Consider the following 20,968-nt stretch of genomic DNA (forward strand, 5'->3'; position numbering starts at 1 on the left):
TTTACACATCTTCCATTAATAATTTGTTATAAACCTTTGCGATCTTATCACCGGTAATCTGCCAGCTAAAATCTTTGGCTCGCCTAACAGCATTATCCTGCAAGTTTTGCCATATTGCAGGGGCCGTGAGGGCTAGTTCAATATTGTTACTAAGCGCTTTATAGTCTTCTGCATCAGCTGATAAAACTGCATTTTGACCTATCTCTTTTAATACACCAGCGTTGGAGCAAATAACAGGAGTGCCTAAGCTCATTGCTTGCAATAGAGGAAAACCGAAACCTTCTTCACGTGATGCAAAAAGTAACAGGGTGCTGTTTGCAAAAAAATCGATCAATTGCTCATGAGTTACCCAGCCGTGAATTTTTACTTCATCTTTTACCCCACAGGCAACTAGGGTTTTCATTAAGATCGAATCATCACCACCGGTGAACCCAGATATAGTTAATGGGTATTGCTCACGTAATGGCGCAGATAACATTGCCCAGGCCCGGATCATATTCTCTGGGTTTTTCTGATAACTATCGCCACCTAGCATTAGTATGCCTTTGCGCTTATCTTGTGGCGTTACTGCTTGCTCATTATTTTCAAAGCCCTCGGGAATACCGTGGTAAACAAAATCAATTTTGTCTTTAATGTGATTAAAACACTTGGTTAAAGAATTGGCCGCGTATTGTGAGATAGTCAGTATATGGTCTGCTTTTTTAGAACCCTTAGCATAAATAGCGTGCTTATATAACTTCATCCTGATGCTGTAGATGGCATCTCGAAGGCCTTTTTTAAAAATAGCAGGCGAGAACATATTTAAACTTGTCCACTCCATCGCATCATGGAATGTAACTAGTTGTTTGACATCTGTGTTTAAACAAACACGGTTGCCTGGCATATGTATTAAATCAATGGCATGTTGAGTCAACAATTTAGGTAATATGGTTTGTTCCCAACTTATTTCATCTTCAGCATCAGCATTGATTAAAGTGACATTATTTGATTGACATATTTCGTCAAGCCTAATCTGATAGTTTTGTGGGCTATCATTGTGTTCAAACCCTTTATTTATCAGAATAATAAATTGATGTTCAGATAAGATTTTTGGTAATAACTTACAAAGCATAAAGGTATAAAGAGGCATGCCCCTTTGTTTACGTAGGACAAACCTTGCATCAATGGCTATTCTTTTGGTTTTCATCATTTTTTAATTTTATCAAATTGTCTTTAGCGATTGAAATAGTATAAAGAATGTAAAGCCATGGATAAAAGGCAACATTTATGAACATCCCACCAGCACAATAGAGTAAAGTGAACGTTTTCAAAGCACTTGAAGAATGAGTTTCCCAAGCTTCTTGATGTGGGTATTTCTTAGTATTTAAAATTAAAGTGTGGGCTATTATCAAAAGAAATATTAATAGGCCACCGTAGCCTGTTTCAGCTAAAACCTCTATATAAATATTATGGTAGGCTTTAGCTCCTCTTTGTGAAATTATAACCTCACCTTCCGTGCCGTATTGATCGAGCTTTCCCGCATTGTCTAAATACGCATAAAACCCGCCTCCTAGAATTGGCTTATTTGCTACATAGTCAAATGTCCATCGCCAAACAACAATTCGGCCCACGGCAGATTTTTCTGTTGTGGTTCCTTCATCGATAGTTTGCATTCTGTCTAACCAGTCTTGGGTCACAAATTGTGAGCCAACCAAGCCCAGTATTAACAAAAAAGCTATTCCTTTTAGTTTTTGATGTGTGTAGTACAAGTGAAGGAGCAGGTAGATTCCCAAAACCACTAGCCCTGTTCTCGCTTGTGTGCCAATTTGGGTCGTCAAGGAGCAAAAAATCACAAAATAACAATAATATTTGAATATTTTCTTGTCCGACAGGTAGCTATAATTTGCTAGGTATAATGCGAGCGGGATTACGCAAACAGCTAACGTAGCAAGCATACTGCCCTCGGAGTACATGAAACCGGATCCCTGAAGCCCAATTAAAGAAACACCATAGCCGCCCCCACCCATAGCGGATTTAACCCCTGCTATTGTTATAAATAGAGTGGAAGCCATGAATAAGATTGATAATACATATTCAAAATCCTTTCTACTTGAAATAGTAAAGGGTATGAAAAACATTAAGAACAAAGTCTTGATTACAACATCGTACTTGATAGCTGACATAGTGGGATGTTGTGCGTTTAGGTGGGATAGGGTCACCCAAACCATGAATGCCAGAAATAAAATATAAAATAGCTTGTTGTCAACTCTCTTGAGTTTTTTAGCGTTTACAATTAGTGTAAAGAAAAAAAACGCCGTTAAGATTAGAGACAACGGTTTTCCACTGAGGAATGAAAAAGAAGTGTTCTGTGGCTTTACTGTATCGACCCACAATACCGCAGCTAGCGCAACGCAAGGCCTGGACCAGCCAAACCAAATCATAAGGCATATTATAACAGTGTAAAACAAGTCTGTAATCATTTATCTTGATCCTCGTCTAAGAGGAAACTGCGAATGACATAAACGATTACAAACACATGAATTAATAAAGCCCCTGAATCGACACCAATATCCATTATGCTAGCTCTTAAATAGTTGTCCCATATAACAATTTACGTTTATTTTTTGGAGTTTTCCAACGTTAAAAGATTTGTTTAATAAGGGGGCAATATTTTTTATTTAATTTCTTTTGATGTAAAGTACCTCAATCGGTTTTAAAAATAAAGAAAAGACTTTGAAAATTATAATAATAGCCCAACGTTTGCCTTACCCACCCAACAAAGGTGAAAAACTTCGTAGCTACTATCAAATAGAATATTTGGTGAACCAAGGTCATAGTGTGACTGTGGTTGCCCCTACCGAAAGTACTAGTGATCTGCAAGATGGACAAAAATTGCAGCAGAAACTGAATGTTAAGGTTGAGCTGGTGGATATTGGCAACCGAAAACTAAAACTGCTAACTGGTCTGTTAGCTAATCAGTGTTTAAGTGTTGCAAATTTTTATGGCAAAGCTTTGCAGGTACAAGTGGACAGTTTGTTAGCAACAGCGCAATTCGATTGCATATTATGTACAGCATCAAGTGTCGCTGAATATGTCTTCAAAAGTCCTATGGTGCAAAAAAAGCGCGACAAGTTTATGCTGTTGATGGATTTTATGGATTTAGATTCAGATAAGTGGCGCCAGTATGCGGCTAAATCTAAATTTCCTATGAGCTGGGTATATCAGCGTGAAGCAAAGCTACTTTCCAAATACGAGAATCGTATCCATGAATATTTTGACCAGTGTTTTTTTGTCTCAAATCAAGAAGTGACCTTGTTTGGCAAACAGTTAAATAGTCAAAATACCAGTATTGCGATTGGCAATGGCATTGATTTCTCAGAGTTTAAACCTGTACTGCTGGCAGATAAACCGCAAGGCTGTAATTTGTTATTTACCGGGGTGATGGACTATGCACCGAATGTAGATGCTGTTGTCTGGTTTGTTGAGCAGGTATGGCCAAAAATTATTGCAGAGTGCTCTAATGCAAAATTTATCATTGCGGGTATGCGCCCGACAGCTAAGGTTAAAGAACTAACAAAATTCCAAGGCATTGAAGTCACTGGTTTTGTTGATGATATTATGCCGTATTACAACCAAGCGCATGTTTTTGTTGCACCTTTTCGTATTGCTAGAGGTGTGCAAAATAAAGTTTTACAAGCTTTTGCTTGCGGTTTGCCTACGGTTGCAACCTCTATGGGGGCAGAAGGGATAAACTGTCAAGATGGGCAACATTTATTAGTCGCGGATGAAGCCGATGATTTTGCGAATGCAGTTCTTCGTTTGATAAATGAGGGGGCCCTCGCGCAAGGTTTAGGCACTAACGCAGTGGATTTGATGCAAGCTGAGTATGCGTGGGAGAGTAAGCTATCAGCGTTAAATATTGTGCTGAATAAGGAGTCTGTGGCATGAAATCACTAATAAAAAACTGTGTTGACCTAATATTCATACTTATTAATGCACCATTACTAATTTTATATTTTGTAATCTGCTTGGTGTTTGGCAAAAGTAATGGTGTATTTAGTGCCTTTGCGCAGTTTTATAGCATGCTGCCCGGCCAACTTGGCAATTATGCGCGGGCGAATTTTTATCGTTTTGTGATGCAAAATTGCCACCCTAGAGTTGTAGTATCCTTTGCGACATTATTTTCTCAGCAAAAAACCAGTATAGGTTCAGGTGTATATATTGGACCACAGTGCAATATAGGTGCTTGTATTATTGAAAAAGATTGTTTGTTAGGTAGTGGCGTGCATGTACTAAGCGGTAAAGGTCAGCACAATTTTGATGATTTAGACACGCCAATTCGTGAGCAAGGAGGTACTTTTTCACAAGTAACAATTGGTGAGGATAGTTGGATAGGCAATGGTTCAATCATCACAGCAAATATAGGTAAAAAGTGTATTATCGGCGCAGGCTCTGTGGTGACAAAAGATATTCCAGATTACTCAATTGCTGTCGGTAATCCGGCTAAAGTGATTCGGCAACGACAATGAATTTTTTTCCCCACATATTTAGCTTTACCTGGTTAACTATGTTTTTTTGCTCAGAGGTAATAAGTGCTGAGTGTAAAGTTGTTAGTACTAGCCAACAACTCTATAGTGAGCTTACGAATTTAGCGTCAAATAAAACTAATCATATTTGTTTGGAGGATGGTGAGTATTTGTTGGACAAAACGCTTGTCATTTCTAGTGATAACACTCGGATTAGCTCTCTATCCAATGATCCCACTAAGGTGATACTGCGTGGAAAAGGTATGAAGGAAACTAAGATTGTAGATAACTTAGTTTGGGTATCTGCTAGTTTCGTAAGTATTGTTGGAATAACATTACGAGGCACTGGCAATCATCTGGTTCAAGTTGCAGGTGAACAAAATGCTGACTATTTCTATATGGCAGATTGTATCCTGCAAGATGCTTATGAGCAGTTATTTAAAGTATCCAAAGATCGCAGTGGCAAAATTACCAGTGATTTCGGCATCATTGAGCGTACTATCTTTGAGTATACTCAAGGTATAGGTCCAAATTGGTATATTGGTGGTATTGATGTTCATACAGCGAAAAACTGGCTGATAAAAGACAATGCTTTTTTTGATATTGCCAGTCCAGCCAAGCACATTGCTGAGCATGCAATCCATTTTTGGAGTAATTCCATTGGTACACGAGTCATTGGCAATTTGATTGTCGATTCAGATCGTGGAATTGGATTTGGTATGGCTAAAAGCAAACATTATGGTGGAGAAATTCGTAATAATTTTATTTACCATGGTCATTACTCAAGGACTCAAAGACCCTTTGCTGATGTTGGTATTGTCCTTGAGAGTTCAACGAATACAAAAGTTATAGAGAATTTTGTTTACCTCAACTCTGGTTATGCAAATGCAATCGAATATAGATACAGGAGCTTAGATAAAAATTTAATCAGCAATAATGTAACGAATAAAAGAATTAAACAAAGAGATTTTGGTTCGGCTCAATTAATTGATAATAAGCAGTTAGATGATGAAGATTATTTCCAACAACAGCTTTGGCAATTTGTTCAACAACATCCACTAAAAGCTAGGTTAGCGTCTAGGTTGCATTAGGTGGTAATAGGGGCTGCAATTCCAATAACATCATATTGATGTGTCGTAAACTGCTTAAAAAATGGCGTGTTACGGTCAATTACTTGGTTCGATTGACTTGGAACAAACCAAGTAAATTCACGATGTTTTTCGGCTTCTATGAAAATATCTTCAGCAGTGATGTTTTCGCGTTTAAGTACATCTGGGTGTATTTCAACCATAATCACCACATTTTCACATTGTTTTAATAGGCTTTTAGCTCCAGCTAAGGCTGCAACTTCTTGTCCTTCAACATCAATTTTAATCACAATGTTTTTGTACTCGTATAGAGCATAAGCTGAATACAAATGATCAATTGTCACAACTTGAGTTGAGCCTGGGACATTTTTGTCGATATAGCCTTCGTGATCTGAACCCAAACCGGTGTTAAAGTTTAAGTTAACCAAACCATTAAAATCGGAAATTGCTAAATTTAGCGGCAGAAAACCAATAGATTCGGCATTTTTTTGTAAAATCTTAAATGAATTAGGGTTAGGCTCTAATGCAATTATTTTATCCAGTGGGCTCTGGCTATCGAGTTGTGCACTTACGGTTCCAATATCTGCGCCTAAATCTAACAAACAGCTTGAACCTTTAAACTGCAGGATGACATCGGCCAATGGCTTGATATCTTCGGGATAATAATTTGCAGGCCCATATTCTAGCCAAAAACACCATTGATCCCAAGGCACATAGAAATCCTTGTCTTTGATTTTGTGTCGGATGAGCTTTCTGCCAATACCTAGCTTTAAGCCTAAACGGTAAATTGCATATTTACCTCTGACTTCATTGAGTTGTAACCACTGAATAAGGCTATTCATAAACGTCTTGTAGTTGAACGACGAAGTCAACTGCACTAGCGATAATAGCTTGTTGAACTCGCTGCTTTTCTTGTAAGTCAGCATACTCAGCGGAAACTAACAATTGATGACTTTGTTCGTCTGCACCGATAAATTTATCCAAGGTTTGTAGTAGTTTGCTTTTAACTGCTGAGTTACCTATGTACTGATGTGTTACATAGATATCAAGCAATAAACGATTCTTACCATATGGGCTGGTAATATCGCTCAAGCGAGCTGTATATGGCTGCTCTTTGTCGAGTAGGACTAACTGAGACGCCTTTAAACTCCAGCCTGTTGGGTCATAGCGTCTATGCACACCTGAGACTAATTCGCCATGGCTATTGGCTGCGTAATAAGCAACAAATACTTCAACGGCTGCACCATGGTTATCTGTGTGTGTTAATTGGATTTTATCTGCATTAGCAATTTTGGGTTTAGCTGAAAATGTTTCAGGATCCTTCGTAGTAGACAGATCTAGCACTTTTAATGCAGTTGGTTTGGGTGAATCAATTAAGCTTAGCCATAACCATTGTGTTAATAGTAGTGCACAAACAAAAGCAAAGTGATAGTTTGTTTTCTGTGATTTAACTGACAGCTCAGATACAGCACCCGTTGTATGAGCTTCCACTTGCTTGTTTTCTGTTGGTAATGAATCGCGCATAGCATTGCCCAATAATATGAGCAGCAATAATACTAAACAATAGAAGAACCAGCCGTAGATCAAATGGTCTGCGCCGGCTGCATATTGCATATCAGATAAATGTGCAACATAGATAATGCCGAATACACGTATGCCGTTAGCGAATATTGGCACAATAAAAGAGATCACTACGAAAGCTAATTTTCTTTTAAAGCTATAGAAGCTGGTATACGCAAACAAACAGCCAAACACAATTGAGACGATAAAAAAGCTAATGCCAGAGCAGGCTTCAGCAACCAAAAAGCGTCCACGTGGAATTTCTATGTATAATCCATTTATGTAGGTGGGGATATCGACTATCTTCAATAGAAAGATTGCTATAGTTGCGGCGATTTGTTGCAAAGTCGGAATGAGTTCCTCACCAATTGGTATAGCAAACAGCATAAACGCAAGCGGAAATAAGATAACTTTGCTAGCTTTAAAGCCTAAGGTAGAAACAAGTATTATCGGGAGGGCTGAGAAAGTTGCCATGTGCATCAGTAGTGCTATATCGCCAGCATAACCAAAGATGTAAACTAACATGCAAGGAACGAGCAGAATTAACCAATAGAACTGCGGCGTTACACTTTGTTGTTGCAGTTCTGTACGTTTTTGCCAAATTAAATAAAAACTAATAGGCAGAACAAACAAACAGTGGTTAAAAATATCAGAAACAATCCAGACTTTATACGCAGTGATGAATCCATGATTAAACGCTATTAGCCAAGTAACGACAGATAACAAAAGAATTATATCTATCCTGCGATTTATTAGCGTCAGCTGCATACGAAATCCAGTTCTATTTTAAGTATACTTGTTGCATCGTCGACCAGTGGTATCTATCCAACAAAGTGGCCAATCGACCTTCCATTTTACTTATGTTTAAATAATGTCTAAATTTTGACTTGAAGGGAGCGTCGGTTACACGCGGTTGCTCAGTGTCTATTTCCCAAGGATGGAAATAAAATGAATAAGGCTGTTGTTCTTTAGCCAAATACTTATCAACTAACTTGTGTGCAACCATAGTCGGGTATAAACGAAAATAGCCACCACCACCTATAGGTATTTGTTTGCCTGCAAGTTTTAAAGTGGGTACTGGAATTTCAATAATGCCCTCAGGCCTTGTATATTTGAACCTTGGCCAGTGTGGCGTTCCGTATAAATCGTGTTTTACAGGGTAAGTGCTTGAACTATATTCAAAGCCTAACTCAGTTAATACCTCAAATGCCCACTCGTTACTTTCGTCAATTGAAAAGCTTGGCGCACGATAACCAATCACTTGCTGACCTATGGTATCTTCCAAATGTTTTTTCGAGCGTTCAACATCAGCTTTAAATTCTTCTCGTGTTTGTGTTGTTGCGCGCTTGTGTGCATAGCCGTGACTTGCTACTTCATGACCACGGTTATGAATGTCTTGCAATAGTTGTGGGTAGCGTTCACCAACTGCACCCAAAATAAAGAAGGTGCCTTTACAATTATGTGAATCAAATAAATCTAATAGCCTGTAGGTGTTGTGCTCGACACGTTGTGGCAGCTTGTCCCAATCGTTACGGGTAAACTGTTTCTCAAATGCAGAAACATGATAATAATCTTCTACATCTACAGTCATCGCATTTATGATAGGCGACTTCTTTTCAAGCTGTTTTTTATCAACACTGTACACGTTTAACGGCCTTTACCAAATAAGATAACTTCAACTGTACGCAATAATATGAGTAAGTCGAATAAGATAGATCTGTGTTTGATGTAGTACAAATCAAACTTGAGTTTTTCTATCGTATCTTCACTAGACGACCCATATGGGTATTTTAGTTGCGCCCAACCTGTTAAACCAGGTTTAACGTTGTGGCGTTGATTGTAATACGGAATTTGTTTAATAAAGTCGGTGACAAATTGTGGTCGCTCAGGTCTTGGGCCAACAAAACCCATTTCGCCTTTAAATACATTAAACAACTGGGGTAACTCATCCACACGGTATTTTCTTAAAAAACCACCAATTTTAGTTGTTCTATCGTCATTCTTCTGAGCAAATTGAGCACCGCCTTTTTCTGCATCAGGGCGCATACTGCGGAATTTTATGATTTTGAAAACACGGCCATCTAAACCGACACGCTCTTGTTTATAAAATACTGAAGCGCCAGTTTTGCGTCCATCTTCTAGATATATAAGCAATGCTGTAATGAGCATAAACGGCCATGCAAAGAAAAATACAATAACAGCAATAAAGGCGTTAAATAGATAGTCTAGTGATTCGCGTAAGTGATTGGTCGTTCTAAAGCCATTTGAATATATTACCCAGCTCGGATAAATTAGGTTAACTGCAACTTGGCCGGTTTCACGTTCGATAAAGTCCAATATATCGGTGATTTCTACACCACGAATTTTAAAATTAAACAAAGCTTGTAACGGCAATGCATCGCGTCTTTCATCACATGCTATAACGATTTCTTGGATGTCGTTTTCCAAAACAAACTTTTCCAACTCTTCTTGCAGTTCTAATTCAATTGTAGTTTCGTTTTGTATTCCATGAAATTTGTCACCAACAAGTGGCACAAAACCAACTAAATTAATGCCTCGTCTATCAGCTCGGCGACGCATTCTTTTTTCAATAATAGAGGCTCTTTCACCTGCGCCAATAATTAATACATCTTTACGTGAAAAGCCAAACCATTCGTTTTCCATTATTACATAGCGAAATATGGATAAAGACACAATGCCAATAAGAGCCGCTGCAGGAATAAAATAACTGTTTACTTCTAAGGAAGGGGCTAAATTGAGTAAAACACCGTCGTGCAAAAAGTAGGCGATACCTACACTAACTAATATTCGGCGAATAACACCACGGATAGATTCGCGTAAACGTAGTTCGTATAGGCCGACCGAGAGCAACGAAAGTTGTGAAAAAGCGACAAAAATTAATACATTAGATAGGTGAACTTGCAAAGTTGCAAAGTCATCAAACGAGTCAGCAAATGACGCTACGTATAAACCAAGATAACCAGCGATACACAAAATAGTGGTTTCGATCACAATCAGCGGCTTGATTTTCTGGTGAGTGTGCCCTGCGTAAGTATAAGCCATAGTGATAATAGTATTCCGTTAAGTATTCTACTGCCCGGCCGGTCGACAACAAAACGTTTGGCACATTCAGGCGTAATTATTATTAGATGCTTTAATTAACTCTGGGCGAGTATACTATGATGATAAAGTAACAACAATATGAAAGCGTTGGATTATCTCCAAGTTGCTTGAGTGAAATTTAATCTAAGCTTGATTGATTTAATTTGTCTTTGCTCTATGATGTCGGAGTAATCAATTGACCTCGATAGGTTGAGCAACAAAAAAAGCCAAAGGAATAAACAACAATGCAGCTTATCAAAACTAATCAGATGTTAAAAATTGCCGTGTTGGCGACAGTATTCAGCTTAGCTGGATGTGCTACCAATCAGCTACCGCAGGCAACAATTCACGCTTCAAAAACGACAGATATCACAGACTATAAATATTTAATCGGCCCTGGCGACTCGCTAAATATTTTTGTTTGGCGTAACCCTGAAATTTCAGGCTCTTTTGTTGTTAGACCTGACGGTAAAATTACTACGTCTTTAGTTGAAGATATTGATGTATCGGGTAAAACTCCAACTGAATTGGCACGAAACATAGAGCAAATATTGGGGACTTATATTAAAGACCCTATCGTAACTGTGAGTGTTGGCGGTTTTGTCGGCCCATACAGTGAACAGGTTCGTGTTATTGGCGAGGCTTCTGCGCCACAAGCAATTAACTATAGAGAAAACATGACTTTGCTCGATTTGATGGTGCAAGTGGGCGGTTTAACTCAGTTTGCTGATGGCGATGGGGCAAAGTTGATTCGGGTTGTATCTGGTCAGCAACAGACCTACAACATTCAAATTGAAAGTTTGATCAACGATGGTGATATTAGTGCCAACGTCGATTTGTTGCCTGGTGATATCGTGATTATTCCTGAAGCTTGGTTCTAACCCAAGTTTATACGAGCGTAAAAATAACAACAGATAATTAGATAAGAGTTATTGTAACTAATGGACAATCTTCAACAGACTATTGATGAAATATTAGGCTATCTAAAAGGGATTTGGATAAAAAAACGTTTTATTATTTTAACCACTTGGTTAATTTGCCCGATTGCGTGGTTATATGTAGCAAACTTACAGGATGTATATCAATCTAACGCTAAGGTTTTTGCGGACACCCGTTCAATTCTACAGCCTTTGTTACGTGGTTTGGCTTTACAAACAAATATCGACCAAGAATTGCAATTGATGACTAAAACCTTGTTATCCCGCCCCAACTTGGAAAAAATCGCACGTAATACTGACTTAGATATCAATGCTAAAACTGAAGCGCAATATGAAAGTTTAATTGGCATGCTTAAGCGAGGGATAAAGTTTAGGGCAGCAGGCCGAGAAAATATCTATACCATAGATTTTGAACACTCTAACCCACAGGTTGCTAAACGGGTAGTTGAAGAGACATTAACTTTGTTTGTTGAATCGACTCTAGGGTCAAATCGACAAGACTCAGATACAGCAACTAAATTTTTAGATTCACAAATATCTGAATACGAAAAACGCCTTGCTGCAGCTGAAACGCGTTTGTCTGATTTCAAAAGGCGCCATGCTGATGTGGTTGTGCAGTCTACCGGTGGGGTTTATGGACAATTATCATCATTAAAATCTCAACTAGAAGCAACTAATTTACAAATTCAAGAAGCGCAGTCTCGTTTAGACCAAGTGCAAGCTGCATTATCAGCATCGCAAAAAAGTGCTGCATCGGCAGCATCTTCTTCTACTAGTGTGTTAGAAACTCAATATGATGCTCGAATTGAAAGTTTGCAAACTAAATTAGATGATTTATTAATTCGTTATACTGCTCGCCACCCTGATGTAATTGAAGCGCGCTCTATGTTGCAACGTTTGCAAGCTCAAAGAGATAAAGAAATTGAAGAATATCAAAAAGCACTATTAGGTTCGGATGGTGATGTCGCTAATGTACAAGGGCGAGTTGGCCAAGAAATGGTTATTACCATGCAGACATTAAAAAATGAACTAGCATCACTTAATGTTAGAAAGCAAAACACCGAAGAGAAAATTCTAGCGCTACAAGATAAGATGGATTTAATTCCACAAATTGAAGCAGAAATGGCGGGGTTAAACCGTGATTATGGCATAACTAAGAAAAAATACGATGAGTTGTTGGTACGTCGAGAATCTGTACTGATGTCGAAACAAGCGGATTTACAGTCTGACGATGTGCAGTTTCGAGTAATTGAGCCACCTCGTGTACCTTTATCGCCAAGTGGCCCACCAAGAGTTATTTTTAATGTTCTTGTGTTGTTAGTTGGTTTTGGAGCTGGCATTGCACTTGCGTTTTTAACCAGTCAGATAAATCCTGTGATTATTCGAGCCCAACAACTTACAAAAATTACCGGTTTGCCAGTGTTCGGTACAATCTCGCATGTTAATTATCAACAATTGCGACGTATCGAGAATAAAAAACTGATGGTTTTTTGGGTTTCAAATGCGTTTATTCTAGTGGGCTTTGCTGGTTTTATGCTGCTCGCTATTACAGGCCATCAGTTAAATATTGAGTTTGTTAGCAAGCTGTTCTCATTTGTCAGCGAGAAGTTAGGAGGGCTAATTTAATGAGTACTATTGAAAAAGCGTTAGCTAAACAAAAAGAAAAGCAACAAGCCCAAAATTTACAAGGAAAGAGTCCAACTGAGCGAGTGCAAGACAATACTTCTGTTGCTATGTCTGCAACTGCCGTTGAGCCACCACCGCAAATTCAAGCATCTGAAACAACTAAAGATGATATGGATGGTAAACATTTTGGCGAGGAGTTAGTTTTACCTTTAGAGTCTCTAGACCAAGATGGTTATGTATCTTTAAGCAGTAAAAGGAAATTAATAAATGAAGAGCTTAGAGCAATTAAACGCAAAGTACTTGCCAACGCTTTTGGCCCTTTATCTAATACTTTAGATGCTGCAAATTTAGTTGCGATTACCAGTACTTCGCCACAAGAAGGCAAGTCTTTTACCTCTATAAATTTAGCCTTGAGCATAGCGCTTGAACAAGATAAAACCGTACTTTTAGTTGACGCAGATGTTTTAAAACCTTCGGTTAGTAAAAAGCTTGGAGTGCAAGACAAAGTTGAACAAGGTTTGATGGATTATTTGTTGGGAGAGGTCGATGATGTTCGTGACATTATTTATCGAACTAACATAGAAAATTTGCGCTTTATCCCAGCGGGGAAATCAAGTCATTTATCAACCGAGTTGTTAGCGAGTGAGCGTATGGCTCAGCTTGCGCACGAGTTTGTCAGTCGTTACCCTGACCGAGTTGTGGTAATGGATGCTCCGCCTTTATTAGGCATTAACGAAACCGTTGTACTGGCTAATTTGGCCGGACAAGTATTGGTTGTTGTTGAAGAGGAGTCGACGAAAATTCAAGGGTTAAAACAAGCAATAGAGCAACTTGATAAAGATAAAGCTATTGGTTTTGTCGTAAATAAAACTAAGAAAAATACTGGCATTACAGGATATGGATACGCCTATGCTTATGCAAACCATGAGTAAAAAATTACACCAAAGTTTGCATTTGGTTTTACCTGCTCTATTGAGCCCTAGCCTTGTCGTGGCGGGTGATTTAACCTTTACACCCACTGTAACTGCAGATTATTACAACTTATCAGTTGATTTTGTTGATGAGACAATTCAGCCGGATGTATCTGAGTCGGTTTACAAAGTATCACCAAGTTTTTCAGGTGCATACGATAGTAAAAAATTACAGCTCGCGACTAATTTTGTAGCGGAAAAAACCACGCATAGTAAGCAAGAAACGCATGATAGTTCATTTGTTACTTATGGATTGCAAGCGCAGGCATTTTTGATTGATAATTTTTTAACCCTAAATAGCTCTGTTAATAAAAGTTTCCGCTCTGCCAGTTCTCAATCTGGTGTTTTTAATGATAGCGTTTTTGGTAGCGAACAACTCGTTGGGGTTACTAACTCAAATTTAGGTTTAAACTTATCAACCGGCAACAGTAACATGTTGCAAGTACGTGGTAATGTACAACTGCAACGCAGTAAAGCTGATGATGATATCGACTTAGCAGAGTTTGGTTCACAAGGTGTTGCTCGTTACGATACCAAAAGTGCTTCAGCTGGGTTCGCTGCGAGTAGCCCTGCAAATAGCCAAGTGAATTGGAATATATATATGCAGGCTGCTGAATCTGATCGTGCGCAAACAAGTAATTACCGTAACTCAACTTTCAGTGGCGTATTAACTGTACCTATTTTTTCGGATATAGCTATCACTACCAATGCATCTATTAACAAAAATAAGATAGCAGATGATCAAGCTTTGTCTGATGGTTTAACCTATGAGCAGTATGGTGCTGGTTTACGCTGGAGTTTTGCGAAACAGAGCTACTTGAGCGTTTTAGCTTATAGATCGCAAGCTGGAGAGCAAGAAAGTCGCAATTTCATTGGTGGTGAGTTTAATTGGATATTATCTTCTCGTACACAAATGTTGTTTAGTGCTGATAGAAATCAGTTTGGTGAGCAATATGGTTTTAACTTAACTCAAGCTAGCCGATTTGTCCGTACCCAAGTATCCTATAATGAAGGTGTAGACATTCAATCACGCAACAATTTTGTCAGTAATCAAGTTGGTTCGTTTATCTGTCCAAGTGATGCATTGAATATTGAAGACTGTTATCTTTCTGAAGACTTAAATTATCAACCAGCACCGGGTGAGCAGCAAGTTAGTGTATTTGGTCGTGATATTGAGCTAGTTGATGTAGTTAGCCGTTTTGAAACTGGCCAACTAAGTATAGCTTATGACAATCAGCGTAAACTCAAGCTGTCTTTTGGTGTTAATTTCTCTGAGCGGGTATCATTGGAAGATTCTCAAGGCATTGGTGGCAATTTAAATAGGAAAACCACGGGGTATAGTGCTTCGGCTGCTTACGCCATATCGCCGAAAACCAGTTTAATTCTAAACAACTCGTTAAGTCGCAATACTTATTTAGACTCAAACGGTGCAGAAACAGATAGAGTTGAAGACAATAAAATGTGGGAGGTCAAATTGACTTCGGCACGATCATCTTCGCTAAATCTAACTGCCAGTATCAGTGAGCGCGATAGCAATAGATCTCGACAGGCTTACACAGATAAACGTGTACAGCTTGGTTTAATTTATACTTTTAATTAAAAACAACACGAAAAGAAATAGAGGTATTATCTATTTCTTTTCTTGCCTCTTGTACATTTAACCTGCATTTAAGCTATTGATAAATTTCTCTGACTCTTTAATTGATCTATCGATTTCGCGAATAATAGCTGCAACATCTTTTTCAATGCCAGCCAACTCACCTTTAAGTGAACCTATCGCTTGAGCATTTAAGTTATGTTTTAAGAACAAAACATTGTCTTGTAAGGCCGATAAAAATGGCTGCATCTTTTTTTCAGATTGGCGCATTGTCCTTAACAAGGTTTTATATCTAGCTTTAGTTTTGGCTAACTTAGTGGCACTTTGTGAGCGGAGCCGAGCACTTGAATATTGCTCTAGTTCATTTTGCCATTCATCAAATAAGTCTTCTGCAACTTGTTCAACTTTATCTATATGCTCTGATACCGCTTCCGCTGCTTCTTTACTGGCTTGATATTCATCATTTAGTTGTTCGTAGCGGGCTTGCAGTTCACCGCCATCAAATTGCACAACACTTTGAAACTGCTCAAGTGCCGACTTAAATTCTTCTTGAGCGTCTTGTTGTGCCTGTTGTACACCTTCAACACGATCAACCAGAATATCACGCTTATGGTAGCCAACTTTTTCCATCGCTGAATAATAAGCGCTTTGGCATGCACACAACCCAATGATTAGCAATGCTACAACGAATTTTTGTTTTACAGCCATGTATAGTGCTCCTAATCTTTGTTACTAACTGCGTTCATTAACTCTTTGTGGCGCTTGTCATTTTTAGAGCTGTGTACCATAAACAAAGCGTGAACTATGCCAGGTACATAAAAGAAGCAACATAAAACCAAATTCAATACAGCGAGCATAGGTCGTCCAAGGAGTAACACTGCGACGGGCGGCAATAAAATTGCGAGTAAATACATCATAGTTTTTGGACCTCAAAATATATTTGCTGTTAGTTTAGCTGATTGTTATTGCTGTTGAAAATTAATTTCCACACGTAACGCAATGCCAGGTGTGTGGGCATGATCGCGAAAATCTGGGTAATGAATAAATGGTTCTATTTCAAAGTAAAACCAGTCGCGGAGCGCTTGTGCACGATAGCGGGCAAAGATACCTTTATTTTCTAATTTATAACCATCTATGATTTGACCGTGGGCAAAAATGCCACTGATCAAAGCGGATTGATTGTTGAGTTGGTGATAAAAAAGTAAATTGTGTCGCCATTCAGGATGCTCTTCATCTTGAATATATTCCCAACTATTATCTTGTCGCCATAAGCTAACTTCGGAAGATTGGTAATCAATCTTAAAGTCGAAACGTGCGCCATAGCCATGCGAAATGTAGTAGTAAATAGCCGGTTCGGTTTCTAGGCTGAGTTTATCTGCCAGCGAAAATTGCCGGCGATAGCGGGTTCGTATATATATATCTGCGCCTTTGGCAAAACCAACACGTGTCGAAATAAAATTTCTATTGTCTTGTGAGTGAATATAACGAACCGCAACACTTAAATCTTCTTTTTTCTGCTGGCCTTGAGTTTCATTTATCACTCGCTCGGATTCTTGCGATTCATTCGAGTCGTTGTAGTCTGAAACAATAACGTCCCATTTATCTTCTAAATTGGGCAGGCGGGCGCGCAGACGAAACTGGTGTTCAAAGCGCGCAAAGTCGCGTTCAATTGGCACATAACCTAATCTAAGTTTTGCAGAGGCACTTGCTCTATCTTTGTCTAATTTGTCTTGACCAAAAAAACCGTCAAACCAATTAGCGGTTGTGGTAATTGTGTCGGATACATCTTCTTGTACTTCATCGTACCAACTAGGTTGTTGTTCAATGGCTGCGGGATTTGCCCAAGCTTGCTGTCGCGTCAAAAAAAGCACAGATATCAAAATGATTCTTAGTGGTAAAGACAGCCGAGTTACATTAAGATAAGCAAAAATTTTAACCGTCAAGCGACCTACGGATAACATCTAGTGTTTTTCCTCGCTTACAAAAAACAAACCCCAGGAGTCTATAATGTTAGGTGGTATCAGTATTTGGCAATTACTCATAGTATTAATCATAGTCGTTTTATTGTTTGGTACAAAAAAATTAAAAAACTTAGGCAGCGATTTAGGTGCAGCTATCAAAGGTTTTAAAGACGAATATAAAGGGGAAGAGCAAAACACGAAAGAAGAAACTGATATTACAGAGAAAAAAGAGCAAACAAAAATAGAAGAAAAACAATCGACTGCAACACCTTCAGCCAATACAACTACAGACAAACAAAAAGTAGATTAATATGTTGGATATTGGTTTTTGGGAATTAATCCTCATTGGCATAGTTGCTTTGGTCGTGCTTGGCCCAGACAAATTGCCAGGCGCTGTGCGCAGTGTGGCTTCTGTCATGCGAAACGTTCGCCAAACAGCCAATAATTTAAAAGCTGAGCTTAACCATGAGTTGAGGGTTAGCGAATTACATCAACAGCTCAAACAAGCTGAACAAAAGGGCATGAGTAATTTGAATGAAGGGGAGCGTAACGCAATTGCTGAACTTGAAGCCGCTGCGCGCGAAGTGAACTCAATTCATAAAGAGGCAACTCAGCCAAACAACTCAACTTCGCCAACTGCTGAACCTTCAGTTGAAAACAACAAGAAAAACGACTAATCATGAGTGAATCACAACCTCTAATTGCCCATTTAATCGAATTGAGAAATCGGCTGCTAAAAATTGTTCTAGCAGTGTTGATTGTATTTGTTGCTATGGTTGGTTTTGCAAATGATATCTATTCTTGGATTGCCCAGCCTTTGTTAAATGCTTTGCCAGAAAATACCAACATGATTGCAACGGGCGTTGCGACTCCATTTTTAACGCCGTTTAAATTGACTATGGTTTTGTCAATTTTTGCGGCCATGCCGTTTGCGCTCTACCACATTTGGGCATTTATTGCGCCAGCACTATATCAGCATGAAAAAAAACTTATAGCGCCGTTATTATTTAGCTCATCTTTGTTGTTTTATGGTGGCATGGCATTCGCGTATTTTGTTGTTTTTCCACTGGCATTTCCGTTTTTTGTCGGCTCAGCGCCAGACGGTGTCACTGTATCGACCGACATAAATAGTTATCTAGATTTTGTACTCAAACTGTTTTTTGCATTTGGTGTCGCGTTTGAAATTCCTATTGCCATAATCCTGATGGTTTGGGCGGGGATTTCAACTCCTGCAGCAATTGCTGAAAAACGTCGCTTTGTTGTAGTCGGCGTGTTTGTTGTTGGTATGTTATTAACACCCCCTGATGTTGTCTCACAAACTTTGTTAGCTATTCCAATGTGGTTCTTATTTGAGTTTGGCTTGATATGTTCCAAGCTTTATTACAAACCTGAAGCAACCAAGGATACAGATGATGCCAAAGAGGAAGGTAGCTAACTTTGCATTCATCTGCAGTCAAATTATTTGATATTGGTGTCAATTTAACCAGTAGTCAGTTCGACAAAGATAGAGCCGCATTAGTTGAAAGTGCAGCTCGTGTCGGCGTGGAAAATATTGTTATTACATCTACCAATGTCAAAGAAACGCAAAACGCCATTGAGTTGTTAGCAGAGTTTCCTAACTTGTACGCCACTGCTGGTTGCCACCCACATGATGCAAAAGAATTTTTGCCTGAGCATATCGACTTTCTACAGAGAGTTTACCAGCAAAACAGTCGAGTGGTTGCAATTGGTGAATGTGGGTTAGATTACAATCGCGACTTTTCACCTAGAGACATTCAACGTCTAGTGTTTGTGCAGCAGTTGCAGCTTGCTGAGCAGTTGCACGCGCCGCTTTTTCTGCATCAGCGTGATGCCCATGCAGATTTTGTCCAATTACTACAGCAGCATATTAGCGACTTTTCTAAAACTGTTGTGCATTGTTTTACAGGTGAAGCGCAAGAACTGCAGACCTATATCGAAATGGGCTGTTATATAGGCATAACAGGTTGGGTGTGTGATGAACGTAGAGGGCAACATTTGTTACCTTTGTTAGCCAACATACCAGCTGATCGCCTATTAATAGAAACGGATGCACCGTACTTGATCCCACGGCATATTCAGAAAAAAAACAAAAGCCGACGCAATCAGCCAAGTTATTTAGTCGATATCTGTGAGTTTATCGCGCAGCAGCTTGGGATAAGTTTTGCCCAACTCGCTTCTCAAACGCGTCAAAATAGCTTACGCTTCTTCCAAATTAATAATAACTATAAATAGAGAGAATAATGGTCATTTCAGGTTCTCAGATACTGTGGTTAGTTGGTGTGGCATTAGCTATTACAATAATGGCTAGTATTCAGCACTCAGCAATTCGCAATCGAGTATCTGCACTTACTATGGCGCAAGGCGCAGGTTTTTGCCTTAGTTTGTTTGCGCTTATTGTTATCAATTCGGCGCCATTGCAATCTAAAATATTACATTACCTGATTTATTTTGCACTGGTGCTTGGCTTGTTTAGTTTTGCCTGTACGCAACTTTGGTTGAGCAAGTGGCTATTGAACCCAAAAACAAGCGTCATCTACTTGACGATTATATGTTTCGGACTTTCGCTGTTAACAGCTGTTTTATGTACTGTTGATTTAATCGCAAATTGGCTTCACCTTATTCCTTTAGCTGTAATTGCACTATCAACTTTAGTTTTCAATCTGTGGTTAAGTATTAAAGCTGCTATCACCAACAGGGTAAAATTTTTACTCTGTTTGGTGCCGAGTGTTTGGTTGTGTGCAGCCTTGGTAAGTGTTTATAGCCAATTTATGGCTTTATTAATGGTTGCAGCTACCATGTTTGTTGGCCAATATCTAGTTATCTTTAGGTATGTAAACAACCAACAACAATGTTTAGTTCAATTACAGAGTTTGGCCGACGATTACCGAGATAAGTCATTTAAATTGCAAACAGAATTAGCAAACCAACAAGACGCATACGAAATGTTGGAGTCAGATGTGCGCGAACGCAATTTTGAACTTGAAGTCACGCTCAGAGAGCTACAAGATAAAAATAGAGAGCTTGAGCAATTAAACACTTTAGATGCACTAACCGGAGTTCGTAACAGGCGTTATTTTGACCAGCGGATTCAAGCTGAAATTAGGCGAGGTCGTAGAGAGCAAACTGAGCTTGGGCTGATCATGTTGGATATCGACCATTTTAAGTCGATTAACGATAAGCATGGCCATTTAGTTGGCGACCAAGTTATTCAACATATCGCATCGCTATGTAAAAAATTATTGCCGCGCTCGACCGATGCGTTGTGTCGATATGGTGGTGAGGAATTTGCCATTATACTGCCGAATACGCCTTTGCCAGGCGTATTACAAGTCGCGAACCATTTGCGGGAACAAATCGAACTATCTGTTTGTGCCGCTGAAGGTCAGGATATTCAAGTAACCGCTAGCCTTGGTGTGCATTCGCAACAAATTTTACACGAAACACAATCAACCGATTTAATTGCGTTAGCCGATAAAGCACTTTATCAAGCTAAACAATCAGGCCGAAATCAAGTGTGTCAATCGAACGAGCTTAGTCAAATACTAGCCACTAACAGCAGTGTTAAGCCCTTATTAAATTAATTTCAGAGTCGAATGGAG

21 protein-coding genes are annotated in these 20,968 nt (G+C 39.0%); 12 read left to right on the forward strand and 9 right to left on the reverse strand.

The annotated features are described in order from the left end of the window. Position 1: 1 nt before the first annotated feature. Positions 2–1,189 carry a glycosyltransferase family 4 protein gene (locus WSC_RS0116515; protein ID WP_082196203.1) on the reverse strand — a complete coding sequence of 396 codons (1,188 nt, stop codon included), beginning with the start codon at positions 1,187–1,189 and terminating at the stop codon, positions 2–4. After that, the gene (locus WSC_RS0116520) at positions 1,161–2,459 is read right to left on the reverse strand and encodes a DUF5935 domain-containing protein (RefSeq protein WP_016957059.1); all 1,299 of its coding nucleotides are present in this window, start codon (positions 2,457–2,459) and stop codon (positions 1,161–1,163) included. The genes WSC_RS0116515 and WSC_RS0116520 overlap by 29 nt, the downstream gene beginning before the upstream one ends. A gap of 253 nt (positions 2,460–2,712) precedes the next feature. On the opposite strand from WSC_RS0116520, the gene WSC_RS0116530 reads away from it, so the two are divergent. From WSC_RS0116530 to WSC_RS23160, 3 genes are all read left to right on the forward strand, one after another. Beyond that, on the forward strand, positions 2,713–3,927 hold the full coding sequence (locus tag WSC_RS0116530; protein WP_016957061.1) for a TIGR03087 family PEP-CTERM/XrtA system glycosyltransferase: 1,215 nt from the start codon (positions 2,713–2,715) through the stop codon (positions 3,925–3,927). Further along, positions 3,924–4,508, forward strand: a complete 585-nt coding sequence (locus WSC_RS0116535; RefSeq protein WP_016957062.1) for an acyltransferase — start codon at positions 3,924–3,926, stop codon at positions 4,506–4,508. Before WSC_RS0116530 ends, WSC_RS0116535 begins: the two co-directional genes overlap by 4 nt. A gap of 167 nt (positions 4,509–4,675) precedes the next feature. After that, entirely contained in the window at positions 4,676–5,596 is a 921-nt protein-coding gene (locus WSC_RS23160) for a right-handed parallel beta-helix repeat-containing protein (RefSeq protein WP_169315484.1), read from the forward strand. Here the strand turns inward: WSC_RS23160 and WSC_RS0116545 are convergent. Genes WSC_RS0116545 through WSC_RS0116560 form a run of 4 tightly spaced genes read right to left on the reverse strand, consistent with a single transcriptional unit; the run spans position 5,593 to position 10,216 of the window. Next, positions 5,593–6,435, reverse strand: coding sequence for an FkbM family methyltransferase (locus WSC_RS0116545; RefSeq protein WP_016957064.1), 843 nt, complete (start codon positions 6,433–6,435; stop codon positions 5,593–5,595). The genes WSC_RS23160 and WSC_RS0116545 overlap by 4 nt on opposite strands. Next, a complete protein-coding gene (gene xrtA / locus WSC_RS23165) occupies positions 6,428–7,921 on the reverse strand; it encodes an exosortase A (protein WP_016957065.1) in 1,494 nt (497 codons plus the stop codon). The genes WSC_RS0116545 and xrtA overlap by 8 nt, the downstream gene beginning before the upstream one ends. A gap of 13 nt (positions 7,922–7,934) precedes the next feature. Continuing rightward, positions 7,935–8,744 (reverse strand): XrtA system polysaccharide deacetylase, encoded by an 810-nt coding sequence (locus tag WSC_RS0116555; RefSeq protein WP_040394939.1) that lies wholly within the window; start codon positions 8,742–8,744, stop codon positions 7,935–7,937. Between the two features lie 56 nt (positions 8,745–8,800). Further along, on the reverse strand, positions 8,801–10,216 hold the full coding sequence (locus WSC_RS0116560) for a TIGR03013 family XrtA/PEP-CTERM system glycosyltransferase (RefSeq protein WP_016957067.1): 1,416 nt from the start codon (positions 10,214–10,216) through the stop codon (positions 8,801–8,803). Between the two features lie 284 nt (positions 10,217–10,500). Between WSC_RS0116560 and WSC_RS0116565 the strand changes: the two genes are divergently transcribed. Genes WSC_RS0116565 through WSC_RS0116580 form a run of 4 tightly spaced genes read left to right on the forward strand, consistent with a single transcriptional unit; the run spans position 10,501 to position 15,390 of the window. Beyond that, on the forward strand, positions 10,501–11,136 hold the full coding sequence (locus WSC_RS0116565) for an XrtA/PEP-CTERM system exopolysaccharide export protein (protein ID WP_016957068.1): 636 nt from the start codon (positions 10,501–10,503) through the stop codon (positions 11,134–11,136). 60 nt (positions 11,137–11,196) lie between these two features. Then, positions 11,197–12,819 carry an XrtA system polysaccharide chain length determinant gene (locus WSC_RS0116570; protein WP_016957069.1) on the forward strand — a complete coding sequence of 541 codons (1,623 nt, stop codon included), beginning with the start codon at positions 11,197–11,199 and terminating at the stop codon, positions 12,817–12,819. After that, entirely contained in the window at positions 12,819–13,751 is a 933-nt protein-coding gene (locus WSC_RS0116575) for an XrtA-associated tyrosine autokinase (protein ID WP_016957070.1), read from the forward strand. Before WSC_RS0116570 ends, WSC_RS0116575 begins: the two co-directional genes overlap by 1 nt. After that, positions 13,729–15,390, forward strand: a complete 1,662-nt coding sequence (locus tag WSC_RS0116580; protein ID WP_016957071.1) for a porin family protein — start codon at positions 13,729–13,731, stop codon at positions 15,388–15,390. The genes WSC_RS0116575 and WSC_RS0116580 overlap by 23 nt, the downstream gene beginning before the upstream one ends. A 57-nt stretch (positions 15,391–15,447) precedes the next feature. On the opposite strand, the gene WSC_RS0116585 is transcribed toward WSC_RS0116580, so the two are convergent. Genes WSC_RS0116585 through WSC_RS0116595 form a run of 3 tightly spaced genes read right to left on the reverse strand, consistent with a single transcriptional unit; the run spans position 15,448 to position 17,249 of the window. Beyond that, the gene (locus WSC_RS0116585; protein ID WP_016957072.1) at positions 15,448–16,095 is read right to left on the reverse strand and encodes a DUF2959 domain-containing protein; all 648 of its coding nucleotides are present in this window, start codon (positions 16,093–16,095) and stop codon (positions 15,448–15,450) included. Positions 16,096–16,106: 11 nt separating this feature from the next. Next, complete coding sequence (locus WSC_RS0116590) at positions 16,107–16,304, reverse strand: YqaE/Pmp3 family membrane protein (RefSeq protein ID WP_026016907.1); 198 nt, start codon at positions 16,302–16,304, stop codon at positions 16,107–16,109. A 45-nt stretch (positions 16,305–16,349) separates the two neighbouring features. Continuing rightward, positions 16,350–17,249 carry a hypothetical protein gene (locus WSC_RS0116595; protein ID WP_157447324.1) on the reverse strand — a complete coding sequence of 300 codons (900 nt, stop codon included), beginning with the start codon at positions 17,247–17,249 and terminating at the stop codon, positions 16,350–16,352. Positions 17,250–17,394: 145 nt separating this feature from the next. Here WSC_RS0116595 and tatA point away from each other — a divergent pair, with 145 nt between their 5' ends. The 5 genes from tatA to WSC_RS24930 all read left to right on the forward strand — a co-directional run bounded on the left by tatA (position 17,395) and on the right by WSC_RS24930 (position 20,950). Beyond that, positions 17,395–17,658 (forward strand): Sec-independent protein translocase subunit TatA, encoded by a 264-nt coding sequence (tatA, locus tag WSC_RS0116600; protein WP_016957075.1) that lies wholly within the window; start codon positions 17,395–17,397, stop codon positions 17,656–17,658. 1 nt (position 17,659) lies between these two features. Continuing rightward, the gene (gene tatB, locus WSC_RS0116605) at positions 17,660–18,025 is read left to right on the forward strand and encodes a Sec-independent protein translocase protein TatB (protein WP_016957076.1); all 366 of its coding nucleotides are present in this window, start codon (positions 17,660–17,662) and stop codon (positions 18,023–18,025) included. 2 nt (positions 18,026–18,027) lie between these two features. Next, positions 18,028–18,783, forward strand: a complete 756-nt coding sequence (gene tatC / locus WSC_RS0116610; RefSeq protein ID WP_016957077.1) for a twin-arginine translocase subunit TatC — start codon at positions 18,028–18,030, stop codon at positions 18,781–18,783. A 2-nt stretch (positions 18,784–18,785) separates the two neighbouring features. Beyond that, positions 18,786–19,601 carry a TatD family hydrolase gene (locus WSC_RS0116615; RefSeq protein ID WP_016957078.1) on the forward strand — a complete coding sequence of 272 codons (816 nt, stop codon included), beginning with the start codon at positions 18,786–18,788 and terminating at the stop codon, positions 19,599–19,601. 536 nt (positions 19,602–20,137) lie between these two features. Beyond that, positions 20,138–20,950 carry a GGDEF domain-containing protein gene (locus WSC_RS24930; protein ID WP_157447325.1) on the forward strand — a complete coding sequence of 271 codons (813 nt, stop codon included), beginning with the start codon at positions 20,138–20,140 and terminating at the stop codon, positions 20,948–20,950. The last annotated feature ends 18 nt before the right edge of the window (positions 20,951–20,968 follow it).

The sequence above is a fragment of the Catenovulum agarivorans YM01 genome (genome assembly GCF_000281085.1).
Lineage (GTDB): Bacteria > Pseudomonadota > Gammaproteobacteria > Enterobacterales > Alteromonadaceae > Catenovulum > Catenovulum agarivorans.

Coding starts and splice junctions, on each gene's coding strand:
- WSC_RS0116515 (WP_082196203.1), bottom strand. CDS start 1,189: ATGATGAAAACCAAAAGAATAGCCATTGATGCAAGGTTTGTCCTACGT.
- WSC_RS0116520 (WP_016957059.1), bottom strand. CDS start 2,459: ATGATTACAGACTTGTTTTACACTGTTATAATATGCCTTATGATTTGG.
- WSC_RS0116535 (WP_016957062.1), top strand. CDS start 3,924: ATGAAATCACTAATAAAAAACTGTGTTGACCTAATATTCATACTTATT.
- WSC_RS0116545 (WP_016957064.1), bottom strand. CDS start 6,435: ATGAATAGCCTTATTCAGTGGTTACAACTCAATGAAGTCAGAGGTAAA.
- xrtA (WP_016957065.1), bottom strand. CDS start 7,921: ATGCAGCTGACGCTAATAAATCGCAGGATAGATATAATTCTTTTGTTA.
- WSC_RS0116555 (WP_040394939.1), bottom strand. CDS start 8,744: ATGACTGTAGATGTAGAAGATTATTATCATGTTTCTGCATTTGAGAAA.
- WSC_RS0116560 (WP_016957067.1), bottom strand. CDS start 10,216: ATGGCTTATACTTACGCAGGGCACACTCACCAGAAAATCAAGCCGCTG.
- WSC_RS0116565 (WP_016957068.1), top strand. CDS start 10,501: ATGCAGCTTATCAAAACTAATCAGATGTTAAAAATTGCCGTGTTGGCG.
- WSC_RS0116570 (WP_016957069.1), top strand. CDS start 11,197: ATGGACAATCTTCAACAGACTATTGATGAAATATTAGGCTATCTAAAA.
- WSC_RS0116575 (WP_016957070.1), top strand. CDS start 12,819: ATGAGTACTATTGAAAAAGCGTTAGCTAAACAAAAAGAAAAGCAACAA.
- WSC_RS0116580 (WP_016957071.1), top strand. CDS start 13,729: ATGCTTATGCAAACCATGAGTAAAAAATTACACCAAAGTTTGCATTTG.
- WSC_RS0116585 (WP_016957072.1), bottom strand. CDS start 16,095: ATGGCTGTAAAACAAAAATTCGTTGTAGCATTGCTAATCATTGGGTTG.
- WSC_RS0116590 (WP_026016907.1), bottom strand. CDS start 16,304: ATGATGTATTTACTCGCAATTTTATTGCCGCCCGTCGCAGTGTTACTC.
- tatA (WP_016957075.1), top strand. CDS start 17,395: ATGTTAGGTGGTATCAGTATTTGGCAATTACTCATAGTATTAATCATA.
- tatB (WP_016957076.1), top strand. CDS start 17,660: ATGTTGGATATTGGTTTTTGGGAATTAATCCTCATTGGCATAGTTGCT.
- tatC (WP_016957077.1), top strand. CDS start 18,028: ATGAGTGAATCACAACCTCTAATTGCCCATTTAATCGAATTGAGAAAT.
- WSC_RS24930 (WP_157447325.1), top strand. CDS start 20,138: ATGGCTTTATTAATGGTTGCAGCTACCATGTTTGTTGGCCAATATCTA.